Annotated in this window: 17 protein-coding genes and 1 pseudogene; 12 read left to right on the plus strand and 6 right to left on the minus strand. The window is 34.7% G+C overall.

Features of this window, described 5'->3' with window-relative positions; genetic code table 11:
* Positions 1 to 52: 52 nt before the first annotated feature.
* The 3 genes from ileS to folE form a co-directional block, all read right to left on the minus strand.
* Positions 53 to 2,860, minus strand: a complete 2,808-nt coding sequence (ileS, locus tag GAPWK_RS00270) for an isoleucine--tRNA ligase (RefSeq protein WP_025314303.1) — start codon at positions 2,858 to 2,860, stop codon at positions 53 to 55.
* A 37-nt stretch (positions 2,861 to 2,897) separates the two neighbouring features.
* On the minus strand, positions 2,898 to 3,836 hold the full coding sequence (gene ribF / locus GAPWK_RS00275) for a bifunctional riboflavin kinase/FAD synthetase (RefSeq protein WP_025314304.1): 939 nt from the start codon (positions 3,834 to 3,836) through the stop codon (positions 2,898 to 2,900).
* A gap of 301 nt (positions 3,837 to 4,137) precedes the next feature.
* The gene (gene folE / locus GAPWK_RS00280) at positions 4,138 to 4,797 is read right to left on the minus strand and encodes a GTP cyclohydrolase I FolE (RefSeq protein ID WP_025314305.1); all 660 of its coding nucleotides are present in this window, start codon (positions 4,795 to 4,797) and stop codon (positions 4,138 to 4,140) included.
* A gap of 201 nt (positions 4,798 to 4,998) precedes the next feature.
* Between folE and polA the strand changes: the two genes are divergently transcribed.
* The 6 genes from polA to asnB all read left to right on the plus strand — a co-directional run bounded on the left by polA (position 4,999) and on the right by asnB (position 13,679).
* Entirely contained in the window at positions 4,999 to 7,773 is a 2,775-nt protein-coding gene (gene polA, locus GAPWK_RS00285) for a DNA polymerase I (RefSeq protein ID WP_025314306.1), read from the plus strand.
* Between the two features lie 259 nt (positions 7,774 to 8,032).
* Complete coding sequence (gene gltX, locus GAPWK_RS00290; protein ID WP_025314307.1) at positions 8,033 to 9,463, plus strand: glutamate--tRNA ligase; 1,431 nt, start codon at positions 8,033 to 8,035, stop codon at positions 9,461 to 9,463.
* Between the two features lie 57 nt (positions 9,464 to 9,520).
* Positions 9,521 to 11,134, plus strand: coding sequence for an intermembrane phospholipid transport protein YdbH family protein (locus GAPWK_RS00295; RefSeq protein ID WP_025314308.1), 1,614 nt, complete (start codon positions 9,521 to 9,523; stop codon positions 11,132 to 11,134).
* Positions 11,135 to 11,145: 11 nt separating this feature from the next.
* Positions 11,146 to 11,331, plus strand: coding sequence for a YnbE family lipoprotein (locus GAPWK_RS00300; RefSeq protein WP_038516960.1), 186 nt, complete (start codon positions 11,146 to 11,148; stop codon positions 11,329 to 11,331).
* A 111-nt stretch (positions 11,332 to 11,442) separates the two neighbouring features.
* Positions 11,443 to 11,787 carry a YdbL family protein gene (locus tag GAPWK_RS00305; protein WP_025314310.1) on the plus strand — a complete coding sequence of 115 codons (345 nt, stop codon included), beginning with the start codon at positions 11,443 to 11,445 and terminating at the stop codon, positions 11,785 to 11,787.
* A gap of 218 nt (positions 11,788 to 12,005) precedes the next feature.
* Complete coding sequence (gene asnB, locus GAPWK_RS00310) at positions 12,006 to 13,679, plus strand: asparagine synthase B (RefSeq protein WP_025314311.1); 1,674 nt, start codon at positions 12,006 to 12,008, stop codon at positions 13,677 to 13,679.
* 97 nt (positions 13,680 to 13,776) lie between these two features.
* On the opposite strand, the gene satP is transcribed toward asnB, so the two are convergent.
* Positions 13,777 to 14,355 carry an acetate uptake transporter gene (gene satP / locus GAPWK_RS00315; RefSeq protein ID WP_025314312.1) on the minus strand — a complete coding sequence of 193 codons (579 nt, stop codon included), beginning with the start codon at positions 14,353 to 14,355 and terminating at the stop codon, positions 13,777 to 13,779.
* Between the two features lie 232 nt (positions 14,356 to 14,587).
* Here satP and dnaK point away from each other — a divergent pair, with 232 nt between their 5' ends.
* The 4 genes from dnaK (at position 14,588) to GAPWK_RS00335 (ending at position 19,100) form a co-directional block, all read left to right on the plus strand.
* Positions 14,588 to 16,504 carry a molecular chaperone DnaK gene (dnaK, locus tag GAPWK_RS00320; RefSeq protein ID WP_025314313.1) on the plus strand — a complete coding sequence of 639 codons (1,917 nt, stop codon included), beginning with the start codon at positions 14,588 to 14,590 and terminating at the stop codon, positions 16,502 to 16,504.
* 127 nt (positions 16,505 to 16,631) lie between these two features.
* On the plus strand, positions 16,632 to 17,762 hold the full coding sequence (gene dnaJ, locus GAPWK_RS00325; protein ID WP_025314314.1) for a molecular chaperone DnaJ: 1,131 nt from the start codon (positions 16,632 to 16,634) through the stop codon (positions 17,760 to 17,762).
* Positions 17,763 to 17,964: 202 nt separating this feature from the next.
* Complete coding sequence (locus tag GAPWK_RS00330; RefSeq protein ID WP_025314315.1) at positions 17,965 to 18,459, plus strand: MarR family winged helix-turn-helix transcriptional regulator; 495 nt, start codon at positions 17,965 to 17,967, stop codon at positions 18,457 to 18,459.
* Positions 18,459 to 19,100: a peroxiredoxin-like family protein gene (locus tag GAPWK_RS00335; protein WP_025314316.1), complete on the plus strand. Its 642-nt coding sequence runs from the start codon at positions 18,459 to 18,461 to the stop codon at positions 19,098 to 19,100. Before GAPWK_RS00330 ends, GAPWK_RS00335 begins: the two co-directional genes overlap by 1 nt.
* A gap of 224 nt (positions 19,101 to 19,324) precedes the next feature.
* Here GAPWK_RS00335 and grcA read toward each other — a convergent pair whose 3' ends face one another.
* Entirely contained in the window at positions 19,325 to 19,708 is a 384-nt protein-coding gene (gene grcA / locus GAPWK_RS00340; RefSeq protein WP_025314317.1) for an autonomous glycyl radical cofactor GrcA, read from the minus strand.
* A gap of 490 nt (positions 19,709 to 20,198) precedes the next feature.
* Positions 20,199 to 20,354, minus strand: coding sequence for a hypothetical protein (locus GAPWK_RS15170; protein ID WP_211306570.1), 156 nt, complete (start codon positions 20,352 to 20,354; stop codon positions 20,199 to 20,201).
* A 170-nt stretch (positions 20,355 to 20,524) separates the two neighbouring features.
* On the opposite strand from GAPWK_RS15170, the pseudogene GAPWK_RS15420 reads away from it, so the two are divergent.
* Positions 20,525 to 20,677: pseudogene (locus GAPWK_RS15420) on the plus strand (glycoside hydrolase family 88 protein); the annotation flags it as partial.
* Between the two features lie 103 nt (positions 20,678 to 20,780).
* The gene (gene ung, locus GAPWK_RS00350) at positions 20,781 to 21,455 is read left to right on the plus strand and encodes a uracil-DNA glycosylase (protein ID WP_025314318.1); all 675 of its coding nucleotides are present in this window, start codon (positions 20,781 to 20,783) and stop codon (positions 21,453 to 21,455) included.
* Positions 21,456 to 21,469 lie beyond the last annotated feature (14 nt).

A 21,469-nucleotide genomic window follows, 5' to 3' on the forward strand; every position in this document is an offset into this window, starting at 1 on the left:
ATTGCTATAGATTTTATTCTATAGCGGTTTTTTTATGTCAAACTATTAATGACTAGGCGAAATGTCTAACTTCACCCTTACCATTAATATTTTCTTCACAGCGTTTACATAAATGTGTGGTTGGATCGTTATCGATAGTATAGTGCCAGCAACGAGGGCATTTATCACCTTGTGCTTTAGCAATTTCAATTTTTAATCCATCAATATCACTTTGCACTGCCTCTGCTGGTGCTGCTTGTAATGGCTTAACACTCGCTTGTGAAGTGAGTAATACAAAGCATAATTCATTTTCTAGTTTAGCTAAAGTTGCCATGATATCTTCATTAGCATAAAGGGTTACCGCAGCTTCAAGAGCCCCACCTATCACTTTATCATTACGACCTTGTTCAAGCACTTTATTTACTTCACTACGAATCGCTAAAATTTGTGCCCAATATTCACTATTTAATGTTTCACTTTCTGATAATGTAAACAGTTTTGTGTACCATTCATCTTCAAAAACAAATTCCTGTTTTTCTGGTGCTGGTATATATTGCCAAATTTCATCTGCAGTGAAAGATAGAATTGGGGCAATCCAACGTATCATCGCTTGTGCAATATGATATAGGGCAGTTTGACAACTATGACGAGCAACACTATCACTTTTAGCTGTATATTGACGATCTTTGATGATATCTAAATAGAATGAGCCCATTTCGATTGAGCAAAATTGCATAATGCGTTGTACAACTTTGTGGAAATCATAGTTTTCATAAGCCTGTATAATTTGCTCTTGGGCTTCTTTAGCCATACTCACTGCCCAACGATCAAGTACAACCATATCTTCTGGTTTTATCATATCTTTGACTGGATCGAAACCATTTAAGTTTGCCAGTAAGAAACGTGCAGTATTACGGATACGGCGATAGCTGTCCGCAGCGCGTTTGATGATTTCATCTGAATAGCTCATTTCGCCTGAATAGTCGGTAGATGCGATCCATAAACGTAAAATATCGGCACCTAATTTATTCATAACTTCTTGAGGAGTCACAATGTTACCGAGTGATTTAGACATCTTACGACCTTGTCCATCAACCACAAAACCATGAGTTAAAACTTGTTTGTAAGGTGCTTTGTTATCAATAGCTGTCGATAACATTAATGATGACATAAACCAACCACGATGCTGATCGGATCCCTCTAAATACATATCGGCTTCGTGCCCTGCAAATTCAGGACGAACACCAACCACTGAATAGAAAGTTGATCCAGAATCAAACCATACATCTAATGTGTCTGGCACTTTACGGTAATCATCGGCATCAGGGCCAAGCAGATCTTTAATATCTGCATCCCACCAAGCTTGAATCCCATTTTGTTCAACTAATTTAGCTACCTTTTCAACAAGTTCTAAAGTATCTGGATGTAGCTCTTCTGTGTCTTTATGTACGAATAGCGTCATTGGTACGCCCCATGTACGTTGGCGAGAAATACACCAGTCAGGGCGGTTTACTACCATAGTCTCAATACGTGCTTGTCCCCAATCTGGGATCCAACGGACTTGTTTAATCTCTTTTAATGATTGAGCACGTAAACCTTGTTTATCCATACTGATAAACCATTGTGGTGTTGCACGGTAGATAACAGGGGTTTTATGTCGCCAACAGCATGGGTAGCTATGTTCAATATTTTCAAAGTGTAGTAACGCACTGCGTTCTTTTAATAGTTCAACTACTACTTTATTGGCTTTAAAAACAAATAAACCATCTAAACCAGCGCCAGTTCCCGGTAAGTAACAACCATTTCCTCCAACAGGATTTGCTACTTCAAGACCATATTTTTGACCAACAATAAAGTCTTCAGCACCGTGTCCAGGAGCGGTATGTACAGCACCAGTACCTGCATCAACCGTAACATGTTCACCAAGAACAATTGGTTCATCAAAATCAAGGAAAGGGTGTTTGAAACGCAATAATTCGAGATCTTTACCATGGCAAGAACCTAAGATTGTCCAATCAGTGATATCGGCACGTTTCATTACCGAATCAACTAATTCTGCTGCCAAAATTAAACATTCTTTATCGTTGATCTGTACTAGTTGATATTCTACTGTTTCATTAAGTGCGATTCCTCGGCTAGCAGGAAGTGTCCAAGGAGTTGTTGTCCAGATAACGGCATTAATTGTTAAATCAGTATTAATACCGAATTTATTTGCCACCGTTTGATTATCAGTTGCTTTGAATTTTACATCAATTGCAGGCGATGATTTATCGTAATATTCTACTTCAGCTTCCGCTAATGCAGACATACAGTCAGTACACCAATAGACAGGTTTAGCACCCTTTACTAAATGCCCATTTTTTATTACTTTACCTAATGCACGAATAATATTCGCTTCAGTATCGTAATTCATTGTGCGATAAGGGTTTTGCCAGTCACCTAATACGCCCATTCGGATAAAGTCGGCTTTTTGTAGTTCAACTTGTGAAGCGGCATAATCACGACAAATTTGACGAAATTCAGCTGGCGTTACTTTTACGCCTGGTTTCCCGACTTGTTCTTCAACCTTTTGCTCAATTGGTAAACCATGACAATCCCATCCTGGAATATACGGGGAGTCATAACCACTTAACCCTTTTGATTTGATGATAATGTCTTTAATAATTTTATTAACAGCATGACCAATATGAAGTTTACCATTTGCATAAGGAGGGCCATCATGCAAAATAAAGACTTTTTTACCTTTTTTTACTTGGCGGATTTTACGATAAAGTTCTTTATCGTACCAATTTTGCAACATCGCAGGTTCACGTTTAGCAAGATCTCCTCGCATTGGAAACCCAGTTTCCGGTAAATTCAATGTATTTTTATAATCTGTCATGCTGATTTATTCCAGTTAATTTTGTTGATACTACTTTTTAATTAGTTAATTTTGCACTGATCTCTTTCGCAGTGCAAATATCTTGTGTTATTTGTTCTTTTAATTCTGACAATGAATCAAATTTTTTCTCATCACGTAACTTATGAACAAAAGTGACGTCTAAATATTGTCCATAAATATCACCTGAAAAGTCAAACAGATTCACCTCTAATATTGCTTTTTTACCTTGAATTGTGGGTCTTACCCCTATGTTGGCAATACCTTGATAATCTTGATTACTACAGCAGTTTTTGACTTTAACCAGATAAACACCTTGCAGCGCTGGTTTTTTGCGGTGTAGATGAATATTGGCTGTGGGAAACCCTAATTGTCTAGCTAAAGCATTGCCATGTATTACACGTCCTTCAATAGTATAATCACGCCCTAAAAGGCAAAGTGCTAATTTAAAGTCGCTATTTAATAATGCTTCTCGCACCGCAGTGCTACTAATTCTTAAGTTATTCCAAACCAGTGTTGGCATACTTTGAACGGCAAAATGATGGTTGTGTGCATAATTTTGTAAAAGATGAATATCGCCTTTCCGCCCATGCCCAAATCGAAAATCATCACCAATAGCAATATATTTAGCTTTTAATTTGTTAATTAACCAATCTTGAATAAAAGTATTGGCTGACATATTGGCAAAGGTTTGGGTGAAGGGAACGGCAATAATATAGTCGATACCGAGCTTTTCAATTAACGTCACTTTTTCTTTAAATGAAGTTAATCTTGCTGGGGCTTGTTGCTTGCAAAAAAACTCTAATGGTTGAGGTTCAAATAACATAACCACTGTGGGTAAATTTAATTTTTTACCTTGTTCTATCAAATGGTTAATTAATTGTTGGTGTCCTAAATGCACACCATCAAAGTTACCCAATGTTAGTACACATTGAGTAAACTCATTGTTTAAATTGCCAATACCGCGGATTATCTTCATTAAAGCGTGTTAATTAATTGTTATGTTTTAACTAAAATAGTTGCCAATTATACCAATCTTTCTTGAAGATGCACGCAATAACAACTGTGCTTTTTATGGTTATATATGGAATATTACACTTATTGAATAAATAAGATTTGATTGTGATATCAAGTCTTAACGCATATTTTTGGTTTGCGTAAATTAATATTGATTATTAGATAAAAATTTCACAACAAAATAGCTCATTGGCTTGTTATTTATACTTTTATTACTTTACTGATAAATTACATATCATATTGGTATATATCTATAATTTTTATTAATAGTGTTTCAATGCTCTTAAAAATTCTTGCCGGGTGCTTGGATTAGTTTTAAACCCTCCACCTAATGCAGTAGTTGTTGTTAGACTATTTGAATCTTTAATTCCACGAGCTTTTACACAATAGTGTGTGGCATCAATTGAAACTGCAACATTAACTGTTCCTAAAAGAGTTTGCAGTGCAACTAAAATTTGTTGGGTTAATCTTTCTTGTACTTGTGGGCGTTGCGAAAAAAACTCAACAATCCGATTAATTTTCGATAGACCGATCACTTTATCTTTTGGGATATAAGAAACAGTAGCTTTACCATCAATAGTAACAAAATGGTGTTCACACACACTCGTTAAGGTAATATCCCGAACAGTTATCATTTCATCAACCTGCATTTTATTTTCAATTAGGGTGATTTTGGGAAAGTTATGATAGTTAAGTCCAGAAAATATTTCGTCAACATACATCTTTGCAACGCGGTGCGGAGTTTCAGCGAGGCTATCATCACTCAAATCAAGCTCCATAAGCTTCATAATTTCTCGGAAATGTGCTTCAATTTTAGCTTTCCGTTCGCTACTATCCATATCTAAACGACTTGATGGGGTTTCAAGATTTTTAGCGGCGAGAGCTTCTTTGACTTTTTGCGCAGCAAGACTTAATTCTGTCATCTATTACATACTCAGGCGAAAACAAAGGCAATATTATATAACACTTATTAAACAATATATAGTTGTTTACTGGTTTTTTATACTGAAACGTATAGTTAATCTGAAACTTCTTTACATTATATTATGGTCATGAATAAGAATATTACGGTTAATTAGGTTATACTATCAGCCATTAACTTGAATAACATTTGGGTAATAGAAATGCCAAATAACACACCAATTATCCTAATTGATGGATCTTCGTATCTTTACCGTGCTTTTTTTGCATGCCCTCCATTAACTAATGCCAAAGGTGAGCCAACTGGCGCTATTTTTGGTGTGATTAATATGATTCGCAGTTTAATCAATCAATATAACCCTACCCATATTGCGGTGGTTTTTGATGCGAAGGGAGGTTCATTTCGTAATGAGATCTACAGCGAATATAAAGCTACGCGTGAAGCGATGCCTGAAAATCTTCGCCCTCAAATTGAGCCTATTCATACTATTTTAAAAGCGATGGGGTTGCCTTTACTATGTATTGAAGGAGTTGAGGCAGATGACGTTATTGGTACCTTAGCCAGACAAGCTGAACGCGAAAATCTGGACGTGCTAATTAGTACTGGCGATAAAGATATGGCGCAGTTGGTGAGTGATAAAATCACACTAATTAACACAATGAATAATTCTGTGCTAGATCCAAAAGGTGTGATGGATAAATTTGGTGTTCCACCCGAAAAAATTATTGATTATTTAGCGTTAAGAGGTGATTCCTCCGATAATATACCGGGTGTGCCGGGTGTAGGTGAAAAAACGGCACAAAGCTTATTGACTGAATTTACCAGTGTTAAAGATATTTATACACGCTTAGATGATATTGAAAAATTATCGATCCGTGGTGCAAAATCCCTAAAACAAAAATTAATTGATAATCAAAATGAAGCTGAACTTTCCTATTTGCTTGCTACCATCAAAACCGATGTAAAATTAGATTTTACTAATGAGCAACTGCTCATTACTGATATTGATGTCAATAAATTGGTTGAATTGTTTGCTTATTATGGCTTTCATCGTTGGCAAAAAGAGTTAATTGCGGGTACGTTTCTAAAACAGCAAAAAAATGGCATCGCAGGTGAAAGTTTATCGTTATTGGAAGATCAACAACATTCAGTTACTGCACAAAAGAAAGAGACCGATTACCAATGTATATTAACGCATGAACAGCTTGATGACTGGGTTATCAAGTTAACCAATAGCAAGCAATTTGCTTTTGACACTGAAACCGATAATGTTGATCATGTACATGCTAAATTAGTGGGTATATCGCTGAGTGTTGAACCTTATCAAGCCGCCTACATTCCACTGGCTCATCAGTATTTAGGGGTACCAGAGCAATTACCTTTAACCGAGGTATTAGCCAAATTAAAACCTGTACTTGAAAACCCAGAGATTAAAAAAATTGCGCAAAATGCTAAATTTGATTACAGCATATTAGCTAATTATGGCATTAAGGTGAGTGGTATTGCCTTTGATACCATGCTTGAATCTTATGTATTAAATAGTACTGAACGTCATGATATGGATAGTATGGCAAATCGTTATCTCAATCATAAAACCATCACTTATGATGAGCTCACTAAAGTAGATAAAAAGAAAGTTACCATTGATGCTATTGAAGTAGAAAAAACCACTCAATATGCGGCTGAAGATGCCGATATTACATTGCAACTGCATGAAAAATTGTGGCCAGAACTTGAAAAAGACCAAAAATTAACAAAGCTATTTACTGATATTGAGATGCCACTGGCTATAGTATTAGCTGAAATGGAAAGAACAGGTGTATTGGTTGATGCGAAACAATTAAATGACTATTCTTATGAGTTAGCTAAACAATTAATTGAAATTGAAGCGCAACTGCAATCACTCGCTGGCGAAAAATTTAATCCAGCCTCACCAAAACAGATTCAAGCGATTTTATTTGATAAACACAATTTACCTGTTTTAAAAAAGACGCCAAAAGGTGACCCTTCAACCAGCGAAGAAGTATTAAGTGAACTGGCTAACGAATACGAATTACCGCGAATGATTTTGTTCTATCGTGGATTAGCTAAATTAAAAAATACTTATACTGATAAATTACCATTGATGATTAGTCCAATCGATCATCGTATTCATACTAACTATAATCAAATCGGTACTATCACGGGGCGATTATCATCTAACGATCCGAACTTACAAAATATTCCGGTACGTAATGAAGAAGGTCGACGTATTCGCCAAGCATTTATTGCGCCGAAAGGTTGTAAAATCATTTCTGCTGACTATTCACAAATTGAGTTACGTATTATGGCGCATTTGTCGCAAGATGAAAGTTTACTTAATGCTTTTGCTCATGATAAAGATATTCACCGAGTAACCGCTGGTGAAATATTAGGTAAAGCTGAATCAGAAGTCACCAATGAAGAGCGAAGACGTGCTAAAGCGGTTAATTTTGGTTTAATTTATGGTATGAGTGCTTTTGGGTTATCTAAACAGATTAATATCCCTCGTAAAGAAGCGCAGTTTTACATCGATCGTTATTTTGAACGCTATCCAGGTGTTCAACAATATATGGAACAAACTCGCCAACTTGCTGCTGAGCAAGGTTACGTTGAAACCTTGTCAGGTCGTCGTTTGTATCTACCTAAAATTAGATCAACTAACGGTATTGAAAAGCGTGGAGCGGAACGAGCAGCTATTAATGCACCAATGCAAGGTACCGCGGCCGATATTATCAAAACTGCCATGATAAAAATGAGTGAGTGGATAAAAAATCAATCCGCAGATAATATTAAAATGGTGATGCAAGTACACGATGAATTAGTATTTGAAGTAAAAGATGCGTTTGTTGAGCAATATTGTACAGAAATTAAAAAGATTATGGAAAATTGTTATCAGTTATCTGTACCTTTAAAAGTCGATGTCGGTATCGGCAATAACTGGGATGAGGCGCATTAATTATTCAAAATACAAAGGTTAAGTATCAATGTTTTATACTCAAACGTATGCTTAACCTCAAACTTTTTTACAAGTTAGTTATTAATTTTCTAACATTAACATGACTATTGCCGAAACCTTTTAGCGTGTTAGAATAAGCAACTAAAATGAATTTATATCAAAAAGTTATTCTATTAATTGATATTGTCAAAATAAAAAGAGCGCAAATGATAACCTTAATAGTATCGGCGCTCATTTCTGTTATTATTAGGATTATTTCATGAAAATTAAAACCCGTTTTGCACCTAGCCCAACAGGCTATTTACATGTAGGTGGTGCACGTACAGCGCTTTACTCTTGGCTCTATACTCGTCATGCAAAAGGTGCGTTTGTATTACGTATTGAAGATACTGATCTTGAGCGTTCAACACCAGAAGCGATTGAAGCGATTATGGAAGGTATGAATTGGTTAAAATTGTCATGGGATGAAGGCCCTTATTATCAAACTAAACGTTTTGATCGCTACAATCAAGTTATTGATGAAATGTTAGCTAAAGGTACCGCTTATCGTTGTTACTGTTCGAAAGAACGTCTTGAAAAATTACGTGAAGAGCAAATGGCGAAAGGTGAAAAAGCTCGCTATGACGGTCATTGTCGTTGTGATGAACTACAAAAACAGCACTCACATACAAAACCGCATGTTGTCCGTTTTGCTAATCCAGTAGATGGTGTAGTTGTTTTTAATGATTTGATCCGTGGTCCAATTGAAATTGCTAATAAAGAGCTTGATGATCTAATTATTCGTCGTACTGATGGTTCTCCAACTTATAACTTTTGTGTTGTTGTTGATGACTGGGATATGGAAATCACCCATGTTATTCGTGGTGAAGATCATATCAATAATACGCCTCGCCAAATTAATATTTTAAAAGCATTGGGGGCGCCACTGCCTGAATATGGGCACGTATCAATGATTTTAGGTGATGATGGACAAAAATTGTCTAAACGTCATGGTGCAGTAAGCGTGATGCAATACCGTGATGATGGTTATTTGCCAGAGGCATTACTGAACTATTTAGTTCGTCTTGGTTGGTCTCATGGTGATCAAGAGATATTTTCAGTGCCAGAAATGATTGATTTCTTCTCACTAGATGCAGTAAGTAAGTCTGCAAGTGCATTTAATACTGAAAAATTACTTTGGTTAAATCACCATTATATTAATCATTTAGACGCTGATTATGTTGCTCAGCATTTAGTTTGGCATATGAATCAACAGGGCTATGATTTATCACAAGGCCCAGATCTTATTACAATTATTAAGTTATTCGGTGAACGTTGCAAAACACTAAAAGAGATGGCTCAATCGTGTGCTTATTGCTATCAAGATTTTTCTGATTTTGATGCTGATGCTGCAAAAAAACACCTACGCCCTGTCGCTAAAGAGCCTCTAGAAAACATCCGAGCAAAAATTGAAGCTATTGCTGATTTTGATTGGGAAATTCATAAAATCCATGAAGTTATTGAAGCAACGGCTACTGAGCTTGAAATTGGTATGGGTAAAATAGGTATGCCACTTCGTGTTGCGGTAACAGGTATTGGTCAATCACCATCTGTTGATGCAACGGTATTTGCTGTTGGTAAAAAACGCACGCTAGCAAGAATCGATAAAGCACTAGCATATATTAATCAGCGAGAGCAAACACTCGCATAACCATCCTATTATTGCCGGATGATTCCGGCAATAATTTTAGTTAAGTTGAGAACGAATATGGCTCGTTTAAAAAAACGCTATTGGCTTTCACTCAGTATTTTAATATTTATCACGATACTTGGTCTATTGGGTTGGCGTTATTGGCAAGAATTTAAACAAGAGTATGGATTCTCAATAAACTGGCAAGGTGCTCATATTAACCTATCTGGTCTTTCATTTGATCAATTGATTGTTAATAAAGAGGCGCAATTTACAGTTACGGCTAAAGATGTGGTGATCTCTTGGTCAAAACTATCAGCCCAAAATCTTAATATTGATTGGCAATCAAGTGATAGCAAAATCGCCACTGATAATACCAAAAATATTGTTGAAACCGCATCTGAAAAGCAAAATCAATCGGGGTTTGATTATTCATTTATACCAACCATTGTTTATTGGTTACCATCGACGATCGATATAAACTCCTTGCGAGTTTATGAACAAAATCAAGAGCTTTTTGATGTTAAAATTACAGCAACGAAGCAGCAACAAGCTATTCATCTGGACGTATCGACAAATAATCAATATATTGCTAATCTTTCGGCCACATTATTATTCAATCAAAATGATTTGCGTGTTGATATCCAAAATGGTGTTTTAACCACTACTTTAAATCAGTTTGGTATTGAAAACGGCAAAATATTACTGCCGTTCACGGGTTGGATCACCAATAATCGATTTGAATTAACTAATTCTGGCAATGCCTCAGTAACTATAGAGAAAGCGAATTTATCTGACGATTCTATATTTAGCCAATTAAATGGAGCGTTAACTTTTAAAGTGCAATCTCCAATTCCAGTTGAACCTAAACAAATATTAGCTACAGCTAAATTAAATCTTAATAAATTCAACGGTATTTACAAAAATAGTGAAATAAATTCTGCTACGGGTAATATCAATATTGATATAAAAAATAAACAATTTACAGTTTCAGTGCCAACACTCAATATACAAGAGATAAATATGGGGATCGCATTACAACAGGTAAAATTGTCTGGTAGTTATACGGCATCGTTTAATTCACCAAATAACGGTACGATTATCTGGAAAAAGGCACAAGCGGATATTTTTTCAGGCTCTATATTTCTTGAAGCCAGTAGATTGAATTTAGCAAAATTACCTCAACAATTTAATTTAAGGTTAAAACAGATACAATTAAAAGATATTTTCGCTACATATCCAGCTGAAGGACTGGCTGGTGAGGGTGCTATTGATGGGTTATTACCTATTACATTATTATCTGTGAATAAAAAAGAAGGTGTAACTTTTAAGCCGATAATTAAAAAAGGACAGCTAACCACAACTAATCAAGGCTATTTACAGTTTGAAAATTCAGCTTTAAAAAATTATGCTAAAAGTAATCCTAATATGAAAATACTCACAGATATTATTAAAAATTTTCATTATACTAAACTGGATGGAACGGTTGATTATGCTGATGATGTTGCTAAATTAGGGCTTCATATCCAAGGACATAATTTAGATGTTGAAGATGGCAAAGCCGTCAATTTAAATGTAACATTAGAAGAAAACATCGCCAAGCTGCTAATGAGTTTACAATTATCAGATCAAATAAGCGAACCAATTCGTAAACGTATTGAAGCGAATTTAAAAAAGGAATCTGCAAAATAAGAGGTCATTTTATGATACGACAAGTTATTGCAATAATGATATTAGGTAGTGTGTTAATAGGATGTTCGCCAACGGTTAAAGTGCAAACGCCAAGCGAACCTATTAATATTAATTTAAATGTAAAAATCGATCATGAAATTAATATTAAAGTGGATAAAGCATTAGACAATATTATCAATAAATCTGGATTATATTAAAAAGTAAAATTTTATTAATGCATTATTTATGGTAAGAAGATAGCAAAGATGACTAAAAATCTTTTGTTACTTTCAAATTCAATAATAAAAAGTATGATTAAGGAGTGTGCTATGAGTTTCTATAAAAAAGTGACAATAGCTTTATTTACTGCTGTTTTATCTTTTTCTGTATCAGCACTGACTTTGGACCAAGCCATCGATTCGCTAAGCCAAGCCAAAGCGCAAGGATTAGTAGGAGAACAAGCAGATGGTTACTTAGGTGTAGTAAAAAATGAAGGTAATGCCAGTGAGATTGCAAATTTAATTAATCAAGCTCGCAAAGCACAGTACCAAAAAGTTTCTGCTGAAAGTAATGTTCCATTAAATGAAGTAGAAAATCGAGCTGGTAGTAAAGCGCAAGACAAAACACCAGCAGGTCAATATATAAAGCAGCAAGGTCAATGGCAAAAGAAATAATTGTGATCTTTTTGCAATGATAGGAAAAGCATAACGATATTGTACTTTAATTGTGTATCAATAATGTGTATGCTGTTTATTTAGAATTTTGCTCACATTCATTCTTTTGAAAAGAGCATAATTACCAATAACAACAAATGATATGAATATTTTCATACAGATAGTTAGTTTTTACTTGTAAATTGTATCGCTTAGGCGATTTTAAATGGAGAAAATCAATGTGTTCGATTTTAGGTATTCTTGATATAAAATCAGATCCAGAACAACTACGAACAAAAGCATTAGAGCTATCAAGTCTACAGCGTCATCGTGGTCCTGATTGGTCTGGTATTTTTGCTTCTGATAAAGCTATTTTAGCTCATGAACGTTTATCAATTGTAGATGTTAATACAGGATCTCAGCCACTTTATAATAAAGATAAAACTTTAGTTTTAGCAGTCAATGGCGAAATTTATAATCATCAAGAACTCCGAAATCAGTACAAAGATCGTTATGAATTTCAAACAGGTTCTGACTGTGAAGTAATCTTAGCCCTTTATCAAGAAAAAGGTATCCATTGTCTTGATGAATTACAAGGGATGTTTGCTTTTATCCTTTATGACATCAATAAAGGCACTTATTTCATTGGTCGTGATCACATCGGCATTATCCCTATGTATATGGGATATGATGAAAACGGTACATTTTATGTTGCTTCAGAAATGAAAGCATTAGTACCAGTTTGTAAAACCATTGAAGCTTTCCCTCCTGGAAGTTATTTATCTAGTACTGAAGGTGAAATTAAAACCTATTACCAACGTGACTGGATGGACTACGAAAATGTAAAAGATAACAAGACCGATATTAATGCGCTACGTATTGCTTTAGAAGAGTCTGTTAAAAGCCATCTTATGTCTGATGTGCCTTACGGCGTGTTATTATCTGGCGGTCTTGACTCCTCAGTTATTTCTGCAATCACCAAAAAATTCTCAGCGCGTCGTGTTGAAGATCATGAAAAATCTGAAGCATGGTGGCCACAGTTACACTCATTTGCAGTAGGTTTAAAAGGTGCGCCAGATTTGAAAGCCGCGCAAGCTGTTGCTGACCATTTAGGCACCGTTCATCACGAAATTAACTTTACTATTCAAGAAGGTATTGATGCGATTCGCGATGTCATTTACTACATCGAAACTTACGATGTAACAACCATTCGTGCTTCAACGCCAATGTATTTAATGGCGCGTAAGATCAAAGCAATGGGTATAAAAATGGTTCTATCAGGCGAAGGCGCCGATGAAGTATTTGGTGGTTATTTGTATTTCCATAAAGCGCCAAATGCAAAAGAGTTCCATGAAGAAACCGTTCGTAAATTAGCTGCGTTACATATGTATGATTGTGCACGGGCAAATAAAGCTATGGCAGCTTGGGGTGTTGAGGCTCGGGTACCATTCTTAGATAAAAAATTCTTAGATGTAGCGATGCGCATTAATCCAAAAGATAAAATGTGTGGCAGCAACGGTAAAATGGAAAAACACATTGTTCGTGAAGCATTTGAATCTTATTTACCTGCATCAGTAGTTTGGCGTCAAAAAGAACAATTCTCTGACGGTGTTGGTTATAGCTGGATTGATACATTAAAAGAGATTGCTGAAAGCAAGATTACTGATCAACAACTAGAAAATGCAAAATTCCGCTTCCCTTACAATACGCCTGCATCGAAAGAAGCATACATGTATCGTGAAATTTTTGATGAATTATTCCCAGTTGAAAGTGCTGCTCATTGTGTACCGGGTGGTCCAACTGTTGCATGTTCAACGGCTAAAGCAATTGAATGGGATGAATCATTTAAAAACTTAAACGATCCATCAGGCCGAGCGGCGGTTGGTGTGCATAATGATGCTTATAAAAAATAATCGGCTTTAATTGCTTTTATTAAGTATAAAAAAACGGGGACATTTCCCCGTTTTCATTGCTCACTTAATAGAGTCGTTGTATGACTGCTTAATTTTATTAATGCGCTGCGCCTTTAGGTGCGCCAATAGGCAAAATAGTACGGCCGAATTGTTCGTTAATTACTTCTGCCATTGCCAAATAAATTGCACTTGCACCACAAATAATACCTTCAAATCCAGCGATATGAATAATGCCATGATCACCTGAGATATTACCAATTGCTAATAGAGCAAATAATAGTGTTAGGCTTGCAAAAACAAATTGTAATGCACGATTGCCTTTTAAGGTACCAATAAACATAAAACCAGTGAAAATTCCCCATAAAGCAAGGAAAATACCTACAAATGTTGCATCAGAAGGTGCTGTTGCTGGTGAAGTAGGTAAATACCAAATGCCAACTAATGCGATCCAAAAGAAACCATAAGAAGTAAACGCGGTTGTTCCAAACGTATTGCCTTTGCGGAATTCTAAAATACCAGCAATAACTTGTGCAAGACCACCATAAAAAATACCCATTGAGACAATCACAGTCATAACAGGAAAAAATCCTGCATTATGAATATTTAATAAAATTGTTGTCATTCCAAATCCCATTAAACCTAAAGGGCCAGGATTGGCAAGTTTTGTTTGTTCCATAAAGATCCTATAAATTAAGTTTTACTATAAAAAAAGAGCGGCAATAATAAGTGCAGAGAATCTAGCAATCAAGATAAATTAAAAAATTTTTATATTGCCACTTGATATTAACAATATTGTTCCCATTTATGTTGAAACAAAAATATTCCTTTGTATAAATTTAAAGCTTGAAAATTAAAATTTAAGACTTATATACAAGAAATAAAATACAGGTTTTGAGGAGACAAAGATTATGGGTAAAATTATTGGTATCGATTTAGGTACAACAAATTCATGTGTTGCAGTGATGGACAATGGGCAAGCAAAAGTATTAGAAAATGCAGAAGGTGATCGTACAACCCCTTCCATTATTGCTTATACACAAGATGGTGAAATTTTAGTTGGTCAACCAGCAAAACGCCAAGCAGTAACAAATCCACAAAATACATTATTTGCTATTAAACGTTTAATTGGTCGTCGTTTTGAAGATGCTGAAGTACAACGTGATGTAGGTATTATGCCATACAAAATTGTAAAAGCTGACAACGGCGATGCGTGGGTTGATGTTAAAGGTCAAAAAATTGCTCCACCACAAATCTCTGCTGAAGTATTAAAGAAAATGAAAAAAACAGCAGAAGATTATCTTGGTGAAGCAGTTACTGAAGCAGTTATCACTGTTCCAGCTTATTTCAATGATGCTCAACGTCAAGCAACAAAAGATGCTGGTCGTATTGCTGGTTTAGATGTTAAACGTATCATTAACGAACCAACAGCAGCAGCGCTTGCTTATGGTTTAGATAAAGATGTGGGTAACCGCACTATCGCCGTATATGACCTTGGTGGTGGTACATTCGATATTTCAATTATCGAAATTGATGATGTTGATGGTGAAAAAACGTTTGAAGTATTAGCAACCAATGGTGATACTCACTTAGGTGGTGAAGACTTTGACTCTCGTTTAATTAACTACTTAGTTGATGAATTTAAACGTGAACAAGGTTTCGATCTTAAAAATGATCCACTTGCAATGCAACGTTTAAAAGAAGCAGCTGAAAAAGCGAAAATTGAATTATCATCAGCACAACAAACTGATATCAACTTACCATATATCACTGCTGATGCAACTGGACCAAAACATTTAAATATTAAAGTAACACGTGCAAAACTTGAATCTTTAGTAGAAGATTTAGTTAAACGTTCAATGGATCCAGTTAAAACTGCTTTACAAGATGCTGGTCTTTCTGTATCTGATATTAAAGATGTAATTTTAGTCGGCGGTCAAACACGTATGCCAATGGTGCAAAAAGCGGTTGCTGACTTCTTTGGTAAAGAACCACGTAAAGATGTAAACCCTGATGAAGCTGTTGCAGTTGGTGCTGCAGTACAAGGTGGTGTACTTGGTGGTGATGTTAAAGATGTATTATTACTTGACGTAACACCATTATCACTTGGTATTGAAACTATGGGTGGTGTAATGACTACCTTAATTGAGAAAAACACAACTATCCCAACTAAACATAGTCAAGTGTTCTCAACAGCTGAAGATAACCAATCAGCAGTAACTATCCATGTGTTACAAGGTGAACGTAAACGTGCTAGTGATAATAAATCATTAGGTCAATTTAACCTTGATGGTATTCAAGCTGCACCTCGTGGTATGCCACAAATTGAAGTTACTTTTGATATCGACGCTGACGGTATCTTACATGTATCAGCGAAAGACAAAAATACGGGTCGTGAACAAAACATTACTATTAAGGCTTCTTCTGGTTTAAGTGAAGAAGAGATTCAAAAAATGGTAAATGATGCTGAAGCAAATGCCGATGCTGACCGTAAATTTGAAGAGTTAGCTCAAGTGCGTAACCAAGCGGATCATCTTGTTCACTCAACTCGTAAAAAAGTGACAGAAGCTGGTGATCAACTATCAGCAGATGATAAAAAAGCGATTGAAGATGCAGTAAGCGCTTTAGAAGTTGCTGCTCGCGGTGAAGATAAAGCTGAAATTGAAGCAAAAATCAATGCATTGATGGAAGCATCTAAAAAATTGCTTGAATTAGAACAACAACAAGCTCAAGCTGGTCAATCTGCAAACCAAGCAAACAGCGGTTCTGCGGCGCAAGATGATGTTGTTGATGCTGATTTTAAAGAAGTTGATGACGAGAAAAAATAATAAGCATTAATAAAAATGTTTTTTAATGAGTTATTTCAACGAGTTTTAAACATGTAACACATTAAACGGGCGCGAGGTAACTCAAGCCCGTTTAGTTGTTTATGTTATGATAAAATAAAGGTTAATTATGGCGAAGAAAGATTATTATGAAATATTAGGCGTAAGCAAAACAGCCACCGAAAGTGAAATAAAAAAAGCCTATAAACGCCTTGCCATGAAATATCACCCTGACAAAAACCAGGATAACAAAGCCGAAGCTGAAGCAAAATTTAAAGAAGTCAAAGAAGCATATGAGATTTTGACCGATGCCCAAAAGAAAGCTGCTTATGATCAATATGGACATGCAGCATTTGAACAAGGTGGTGGCGCTGGAGCAGGTGGTTTTGGCGGTTTCAGTGGTTTTGGTGGTGGTGCATTTGATGATCTATTCAGTGACTTCTTTGGAGGAGGGCGTGGACGTGGTCAAACGGCATCACGAGGCGCTGATCTGCAATATAATATGCAGCTAACACTAGAAGAAGCAGCTAACGGTGTCAGCAAAGAAATTAAAGTACCAACTTGGGTTACATGTGATAATTGTCATGGACAAGGTACTGAAAAATCATCGGATGTCGTTACTTGTGATACCTGCCATGGTGCTGGCGTTGTACAAATGCGCCAAGGATTTTTTGCAGTACAACAAGAATGTCCAACCTGTCATGGTCGTGGTAAAGTTGTTAAAAATCCATGTAAGAAGTGTCATGGTGAAGGTCGTGTACAAAAAAATAAAACATTATCAGTAACTATTCCAGCGGGTGTTGATACTGGAAACCGAATTCGACTTGCTGGTGAAGGTGAAGCAGGTTTAAATGGTGCTCCTGCTGGTGATTTATATGTTCAAGTACAAATTAACCAGCATGCGATTTTTGAACGTGATGGCACTAATTTACATTGTGAAATACCAATTAATATTGTTTTAGCATCACTTGGCGGTGAAGTTGAGGTTCCAACCCTTAACGGAAAGGTAAGTTTAACTATTCCTGCTGAAACACAAACAGGCAAAATGTTCCGGTTACGCGGTAAAGGTATTAAATCATTACGTGGTAGTTCGGTTGGCGATCTTTATTGTCATGTTGTAGTTGAAACACCAGTTAATTTAACTAGTAAACAAAAAGAGCTATTGAAAGAGTTAGGTGAAAGTTTTAAAGCGGATAAAAGCTCTAAACATAGCCCGAAAGAAAAAAGCTTTTTTGATAAAGTGAAAAAGTTTTTTGGTTAATATTAATCAATAATAATGCAATCGAGCCATTAAGGCTCGATTTTGTTATTGTCTTACTCATATTATAATTTTTCTCTTCTCTTCTCTTCTCTTCTCTTCTTTCCTATACACCCAATATTTAAAACAACTGTTTGACATTAAAGCATATTTTATTTAGCATATAAAAATAGTAAGGTACCTAACTAATTTTTGAAATTTATATATGCAACTAGAAAATCGATATTTATCTTTTTGTAATATTTTGAAAAAAGAAAATACTATTAATTTAGAAAAAATTCGAACATGCTTTACTTTGTTATCAGTGTCTAATTTGATTGATATTGAATGTTCTAAGCGTCTGCAACAATTTGATCTCTCAGAGAGTCGATTAATTATTTTAGTTTTATTACAAGAATATCAAGAATTATCTTTACAAGAAATAGCTAAACGACTAGGAATAACTAAAGCTTCTACAACCACTCTTATTAGTTCATTAGTTAATAAGCAGTTAATATCCAAAAGAAACGATAAAAAAGATAAAAGGATTACTTTGGTTTCTTTAACTGCTGCAGGTACTGACTTATTAACGGAAACATTAAAACAGCATAGTTTATGGATTGAAAAAATAACGAACAATTTATCTGATAATGATGTTGCTATATTTAAAAAAGTATTGAGCCAAATTTATGAAAATGTATTAACAAAGGATATCACTTAATGAAAACAATTGAAGAGTTAGAATTATTAAAACAAGGTATGATTGAACAATTACCTCAAGATATGTTAAATATCATGGAAAGTTCATTATCGGATATGTTAAGTAAAAAATTAGATAGTCATGCTTTGCAACATGGAGATATTGCACCAAATTTTTCATTAATATCAACGGAGAATCAGGAGATTAATTTATATAAATTACTTGAAAATAAACCAGTCGTAATTAGTTTTTTCCGCGGTAGTTGGTGCCCGTTTTGTGTCAAAGAATTAGAACATTTCGAAAGTAATTTAAAATTGATCCAACAAGAAAAAAATATGCATTTTCTTGCCATTTCACCACAAAAATCTGAAATTAGTGCACAATTAAAAAAAGAAAAATCGCTATCAATTAATATATTATCTGATGTTGAAAATCAGGTTGCTAATAAATTTGGTTTAGTTTTTACATTACCAGAAAATGTTAGAGAACTATACAAGTGTTTGGGAGCTTATTTACCTAATTTTAATGGTGATGATAGTTATAAATTACCAATACCTGCAACTTACTTAATTGGTCAGGATAAAAAAATTCATTTTGCTTATGTAAATGTTAATTATATGGAGCGAGCTGATATATCAGCATTAATTAATTCATTAGATTAAAATATAATTTATTACGATGATTTTTTAGTAATTTTGATTTTTGGCGTTTAATCTTATCAATTTGCTTTGATCAGATAATGGGGATTTTTTATTCTTGACTTAAAACTAAGACTATTAAGTTATTTAATAATTGTATAAGTAAATGATCATTTCAATAAAAAAGGATAACTTTCGTTATCCTTTTTATGTTAATTATTATTAGGCACAAATAATATTAATACCAATTACATTTTTGTAGTAAAAGTACGTGCAATAACGTCACGTTGTTGTTCTGCTGTTAAAGAATTAAAACGTACTGCATAACCAGAAACACGAATAGTTAATTGTGGATATTTTTCTGGATGTTTTACTGCATCTTCTAAGGTTTCACGACGAAGAACATTAACATTTAAATGTTGACCACCTTCAACTTTGATTGTTGGTGCTACATCTAAAGGTACTTCGCGATATTCAAATTGACCTAATTCAGCAGTTGGAATAATTTGATCTTCTTTATAAACAGATTTAGCAGCTACACAACGAGCTTCTTTTGTTGAATCATCTAATAACCAAAAAGAGTTAAGTAGTGCAGCATTGTCAGCTTTAGTAATTTGGATACCTGTAATCATTTTTAAATCCTCCTAACGGGCCTTATTGCCCTTATTAATTATAGGTTAATATAGCACTTTCAAAATTTGATTAAAGTCAAAACGAACTATTAATTCAATAAGTAATACCTTTGGTTAGCTTTTTCACTGTAATTGCAATGCTTGCAAGCAACTGTCTAAATCTTTTACAATTTATTGTTTAATTTAGATGGATCTTTTTTGAGGAAATTTAAAAGATGCAGCAATAATTAAAACACCAAAATTGATATGATCAATACGAGATATAAATGTGCTCAGCTTGAAAATTAACCTCTTTTTTATCCATATTAAGCAATTCTGCAAGTGTAAAAGCAAATTTAAATGCCCTACCAAGACCTTTACCACTAAAAATATTTTTATCTAAAACGACATCTTGAACAACAAAACACTGTCATGAGCATTTTTATACAAATCACTGGAAAATACGTACCTTCTACCTTTAAGTAAATTTTTTTACTTAACACTTTTACTTTTACAGAACAGATTGGATAAATCCATTTACCGGTAGATCGTGTGATTTAATAAATTGAATCACATCTGGACTTTTACCTAAGTTGATTGTTCCGTCAGCTCCACCAGGTAAAATGTTGGCATCATAGAACGTTGATTTTAAAGCATGTGCTTTCATATCAATATTTATGATAGTTAGTGGCTATAATCTGATTTTGACATGCTAACAGGTGAACTTCAATCTGGAAGTGACAAAGTGCTTTATAAATAATTATTGCTTCAGCTTTCTCAAAACCTTCTGCTAATAAAATAGCAACTTTTGGATTAGTTATGTAAATATTGAAAACTAATATTAATGATGAAGGTACATTTTTAAATGTTTCATTTGGAACAGCAATGGGTAACGATCTGGAGTATTATAAAAATATTCCACTAACATCAATGCCATATGGACAGCCTATGGTGATTTTATGTTTAGATGAATATTTAAGAGTTTTTTTAAATTGTATAAAATTGATTAGCAATAGGCTTATTATTATTTTTAGGTATAATTATTGCAACCAGTAAATAATGTTGTTGAGCCATAAAATAATATAGGTATTGTATGACTAATCAATTAACATGGCATGATGTCATTGGATCTGAGAAAGAAAAACCTTATTTTCAACAGATAATGCAATTTGTCGCATCACAACGTGCTGAAGGGAAGATTATTTATCCTCCTCAGCACGATGTTTTTAATGCTTTTCGTTTTACTCCATTTAATGAAATTAAAGTGGTAATTTTAGGGCAAGATCCTTATCATGGCCCTAATCAAGCGCATGGTCTTTCATTTTCAGTGTTACCAGGTATAAAACCACCTCCTTCTTTATTAAATATTTATAAAGAGCTCTCGACTGATATTGAAGGTTTTAAAATTCCTTCTCATGGATACCTTGCCTCTTGGGCAACGCAAGGCGTATTATTGTTAAACAATGTATTAACTGTTGAAGCTGGGCAAGCTCATTCACATGCCAAAATAGGTTGGGAAACATTTACCGATCACGTAATTGCTGTAATTGATAAATACCTTGAAGGCGTGGTTTTTTTGTTATGGGGATCGCCTGCGCAAAAAAAAGGTCAGTTTATTGATCGTAAAAAACACCATGTATTAACTTCCGTTCATCCATCACCATTGTCTGCACATCGTGGTTTTTTGGGTTGTAAGCATTTTTCAAAAGCGAATGAGCTTATTGGGCAACAGGGAAAAACACCAATAGATTGGCAACCGGCGCTTTAGGAAAATATTAATGA

Source organism: Gilliamella apicola, from assembly GCF_000599985.1.
In the GTDB taxonomy this organism is placed as follows: domain Bacteria; phylum Pseudomonadota; class Gammaproteobacteria; order Enterobacterales; family Orbaceae; genus Gilliamella; species Gilliamella apicola.

Coding starts and splice junctions, on each gene's coding strand:
- gltX (WP_025314307.1), top strand. CDS start 8,033: ATGAAAATTAAAACCCGTTTTGCACCTAGCCCAACAGGCTATTTACAT.
- asnB (WP_025314311.1), top strand. CDS start 12,006: ATGTGTTCGATTTTAGGTATTCTTGATATAAAATCAGATCCAGAACAA.
- ribF (WP_025314304.1), bottom strand. CDS start 3,836: ATGAAGATAATCCGCGGTATTGGCAATTTAAACAATGAGTTTACTCAA.
- dnaK (WP_025314313.1), top strand. CDS start 14,588: ATGGGTAAAATTATTGGTATCGATTTAGGTACAACAAATTCATGTGTT.
- ung (WP_025314318.1), top strand. CDS start 20,781: ATGACTAATCAATTAACATGGCATGATGTCATTGGATCTGAGAAAGAA.
- GAPWK_RS00330 (WP_025314315.1), top strand. CDS start 17,965: ATGCAACTAGAAAATCGATATTTATCTTTTTGTAATATTTTGAAAAAA.
- grcA (WP_025314317.1), bottom strand. CDS start 19,708: ATGATTACAGGTATCCAAATTACTAAAGCTGACAATGCTGCACTACTT.
- GAPWK_RS00300 (WP_038516960.1), top strand. CDS start 11,146: ATGATACGACAAGTTATTGCAATAATGATATTAGGTAGTGTGTTAATA.
- dnaJ (WP_025314314.1), top strand. CDS start 16,632: ATGGCGAAGAAAGATTATTATGAAATATTAGGCGTAAGCAAAACAGCC.
- GAPWK_RS00295 (WP_025314308.1), top strand. CDS start 9,521: ATGGCTCGTTTAAAAAAACGCTATTGGCTTTCACTCAGTATTTTAATA.
- folE (WP_025314305.1), bottom strand. CDS start 4,797: ATGACAGAATTAAGTCTTGCTGCGCAAAAAGTCAAAGAAGCTCTCGCC.
- satP (WP_025314312.1), bottom strand. CDS start 14,355: ATGGAACAAACAAAACTTGCCAATCCTGGCCCTTTAGGTTTAATGGGA.
- ileS (WP_025314303.1), bottom strand. CDS start 2,860: ATGACAGATTATAAAAATACATTGAATTTACCGGAAACTGGGTTTCCA.
- GAPWK_RS00305 (WP_025314310.1), top strand. CDS start 11,443: ATGAGTTTCTATAAAAAAGTGACAATAGCTTTATTTACTGCTGTTTTA.
- polA (WP_025314306.1), top strand. CDS start 4,999: ATGCCAAATAACACACCAATTATCCTAATTGATGGATCTTCGTATCTT.
- GAPWK_RS15170 (WP_211306570.1), bottom strand. CDS start 20,354: ATGAAAGCACATGCTTTAAAATCAACGTTCTATGATGCCAACATTTTA.
- GAPWK_RS00335 (WP_025314316.1), top strand. CDS start 18,459: ATGAAAACAATTGAAGAGTTAGAATTATTAAAACAAGGTATGATTGAA.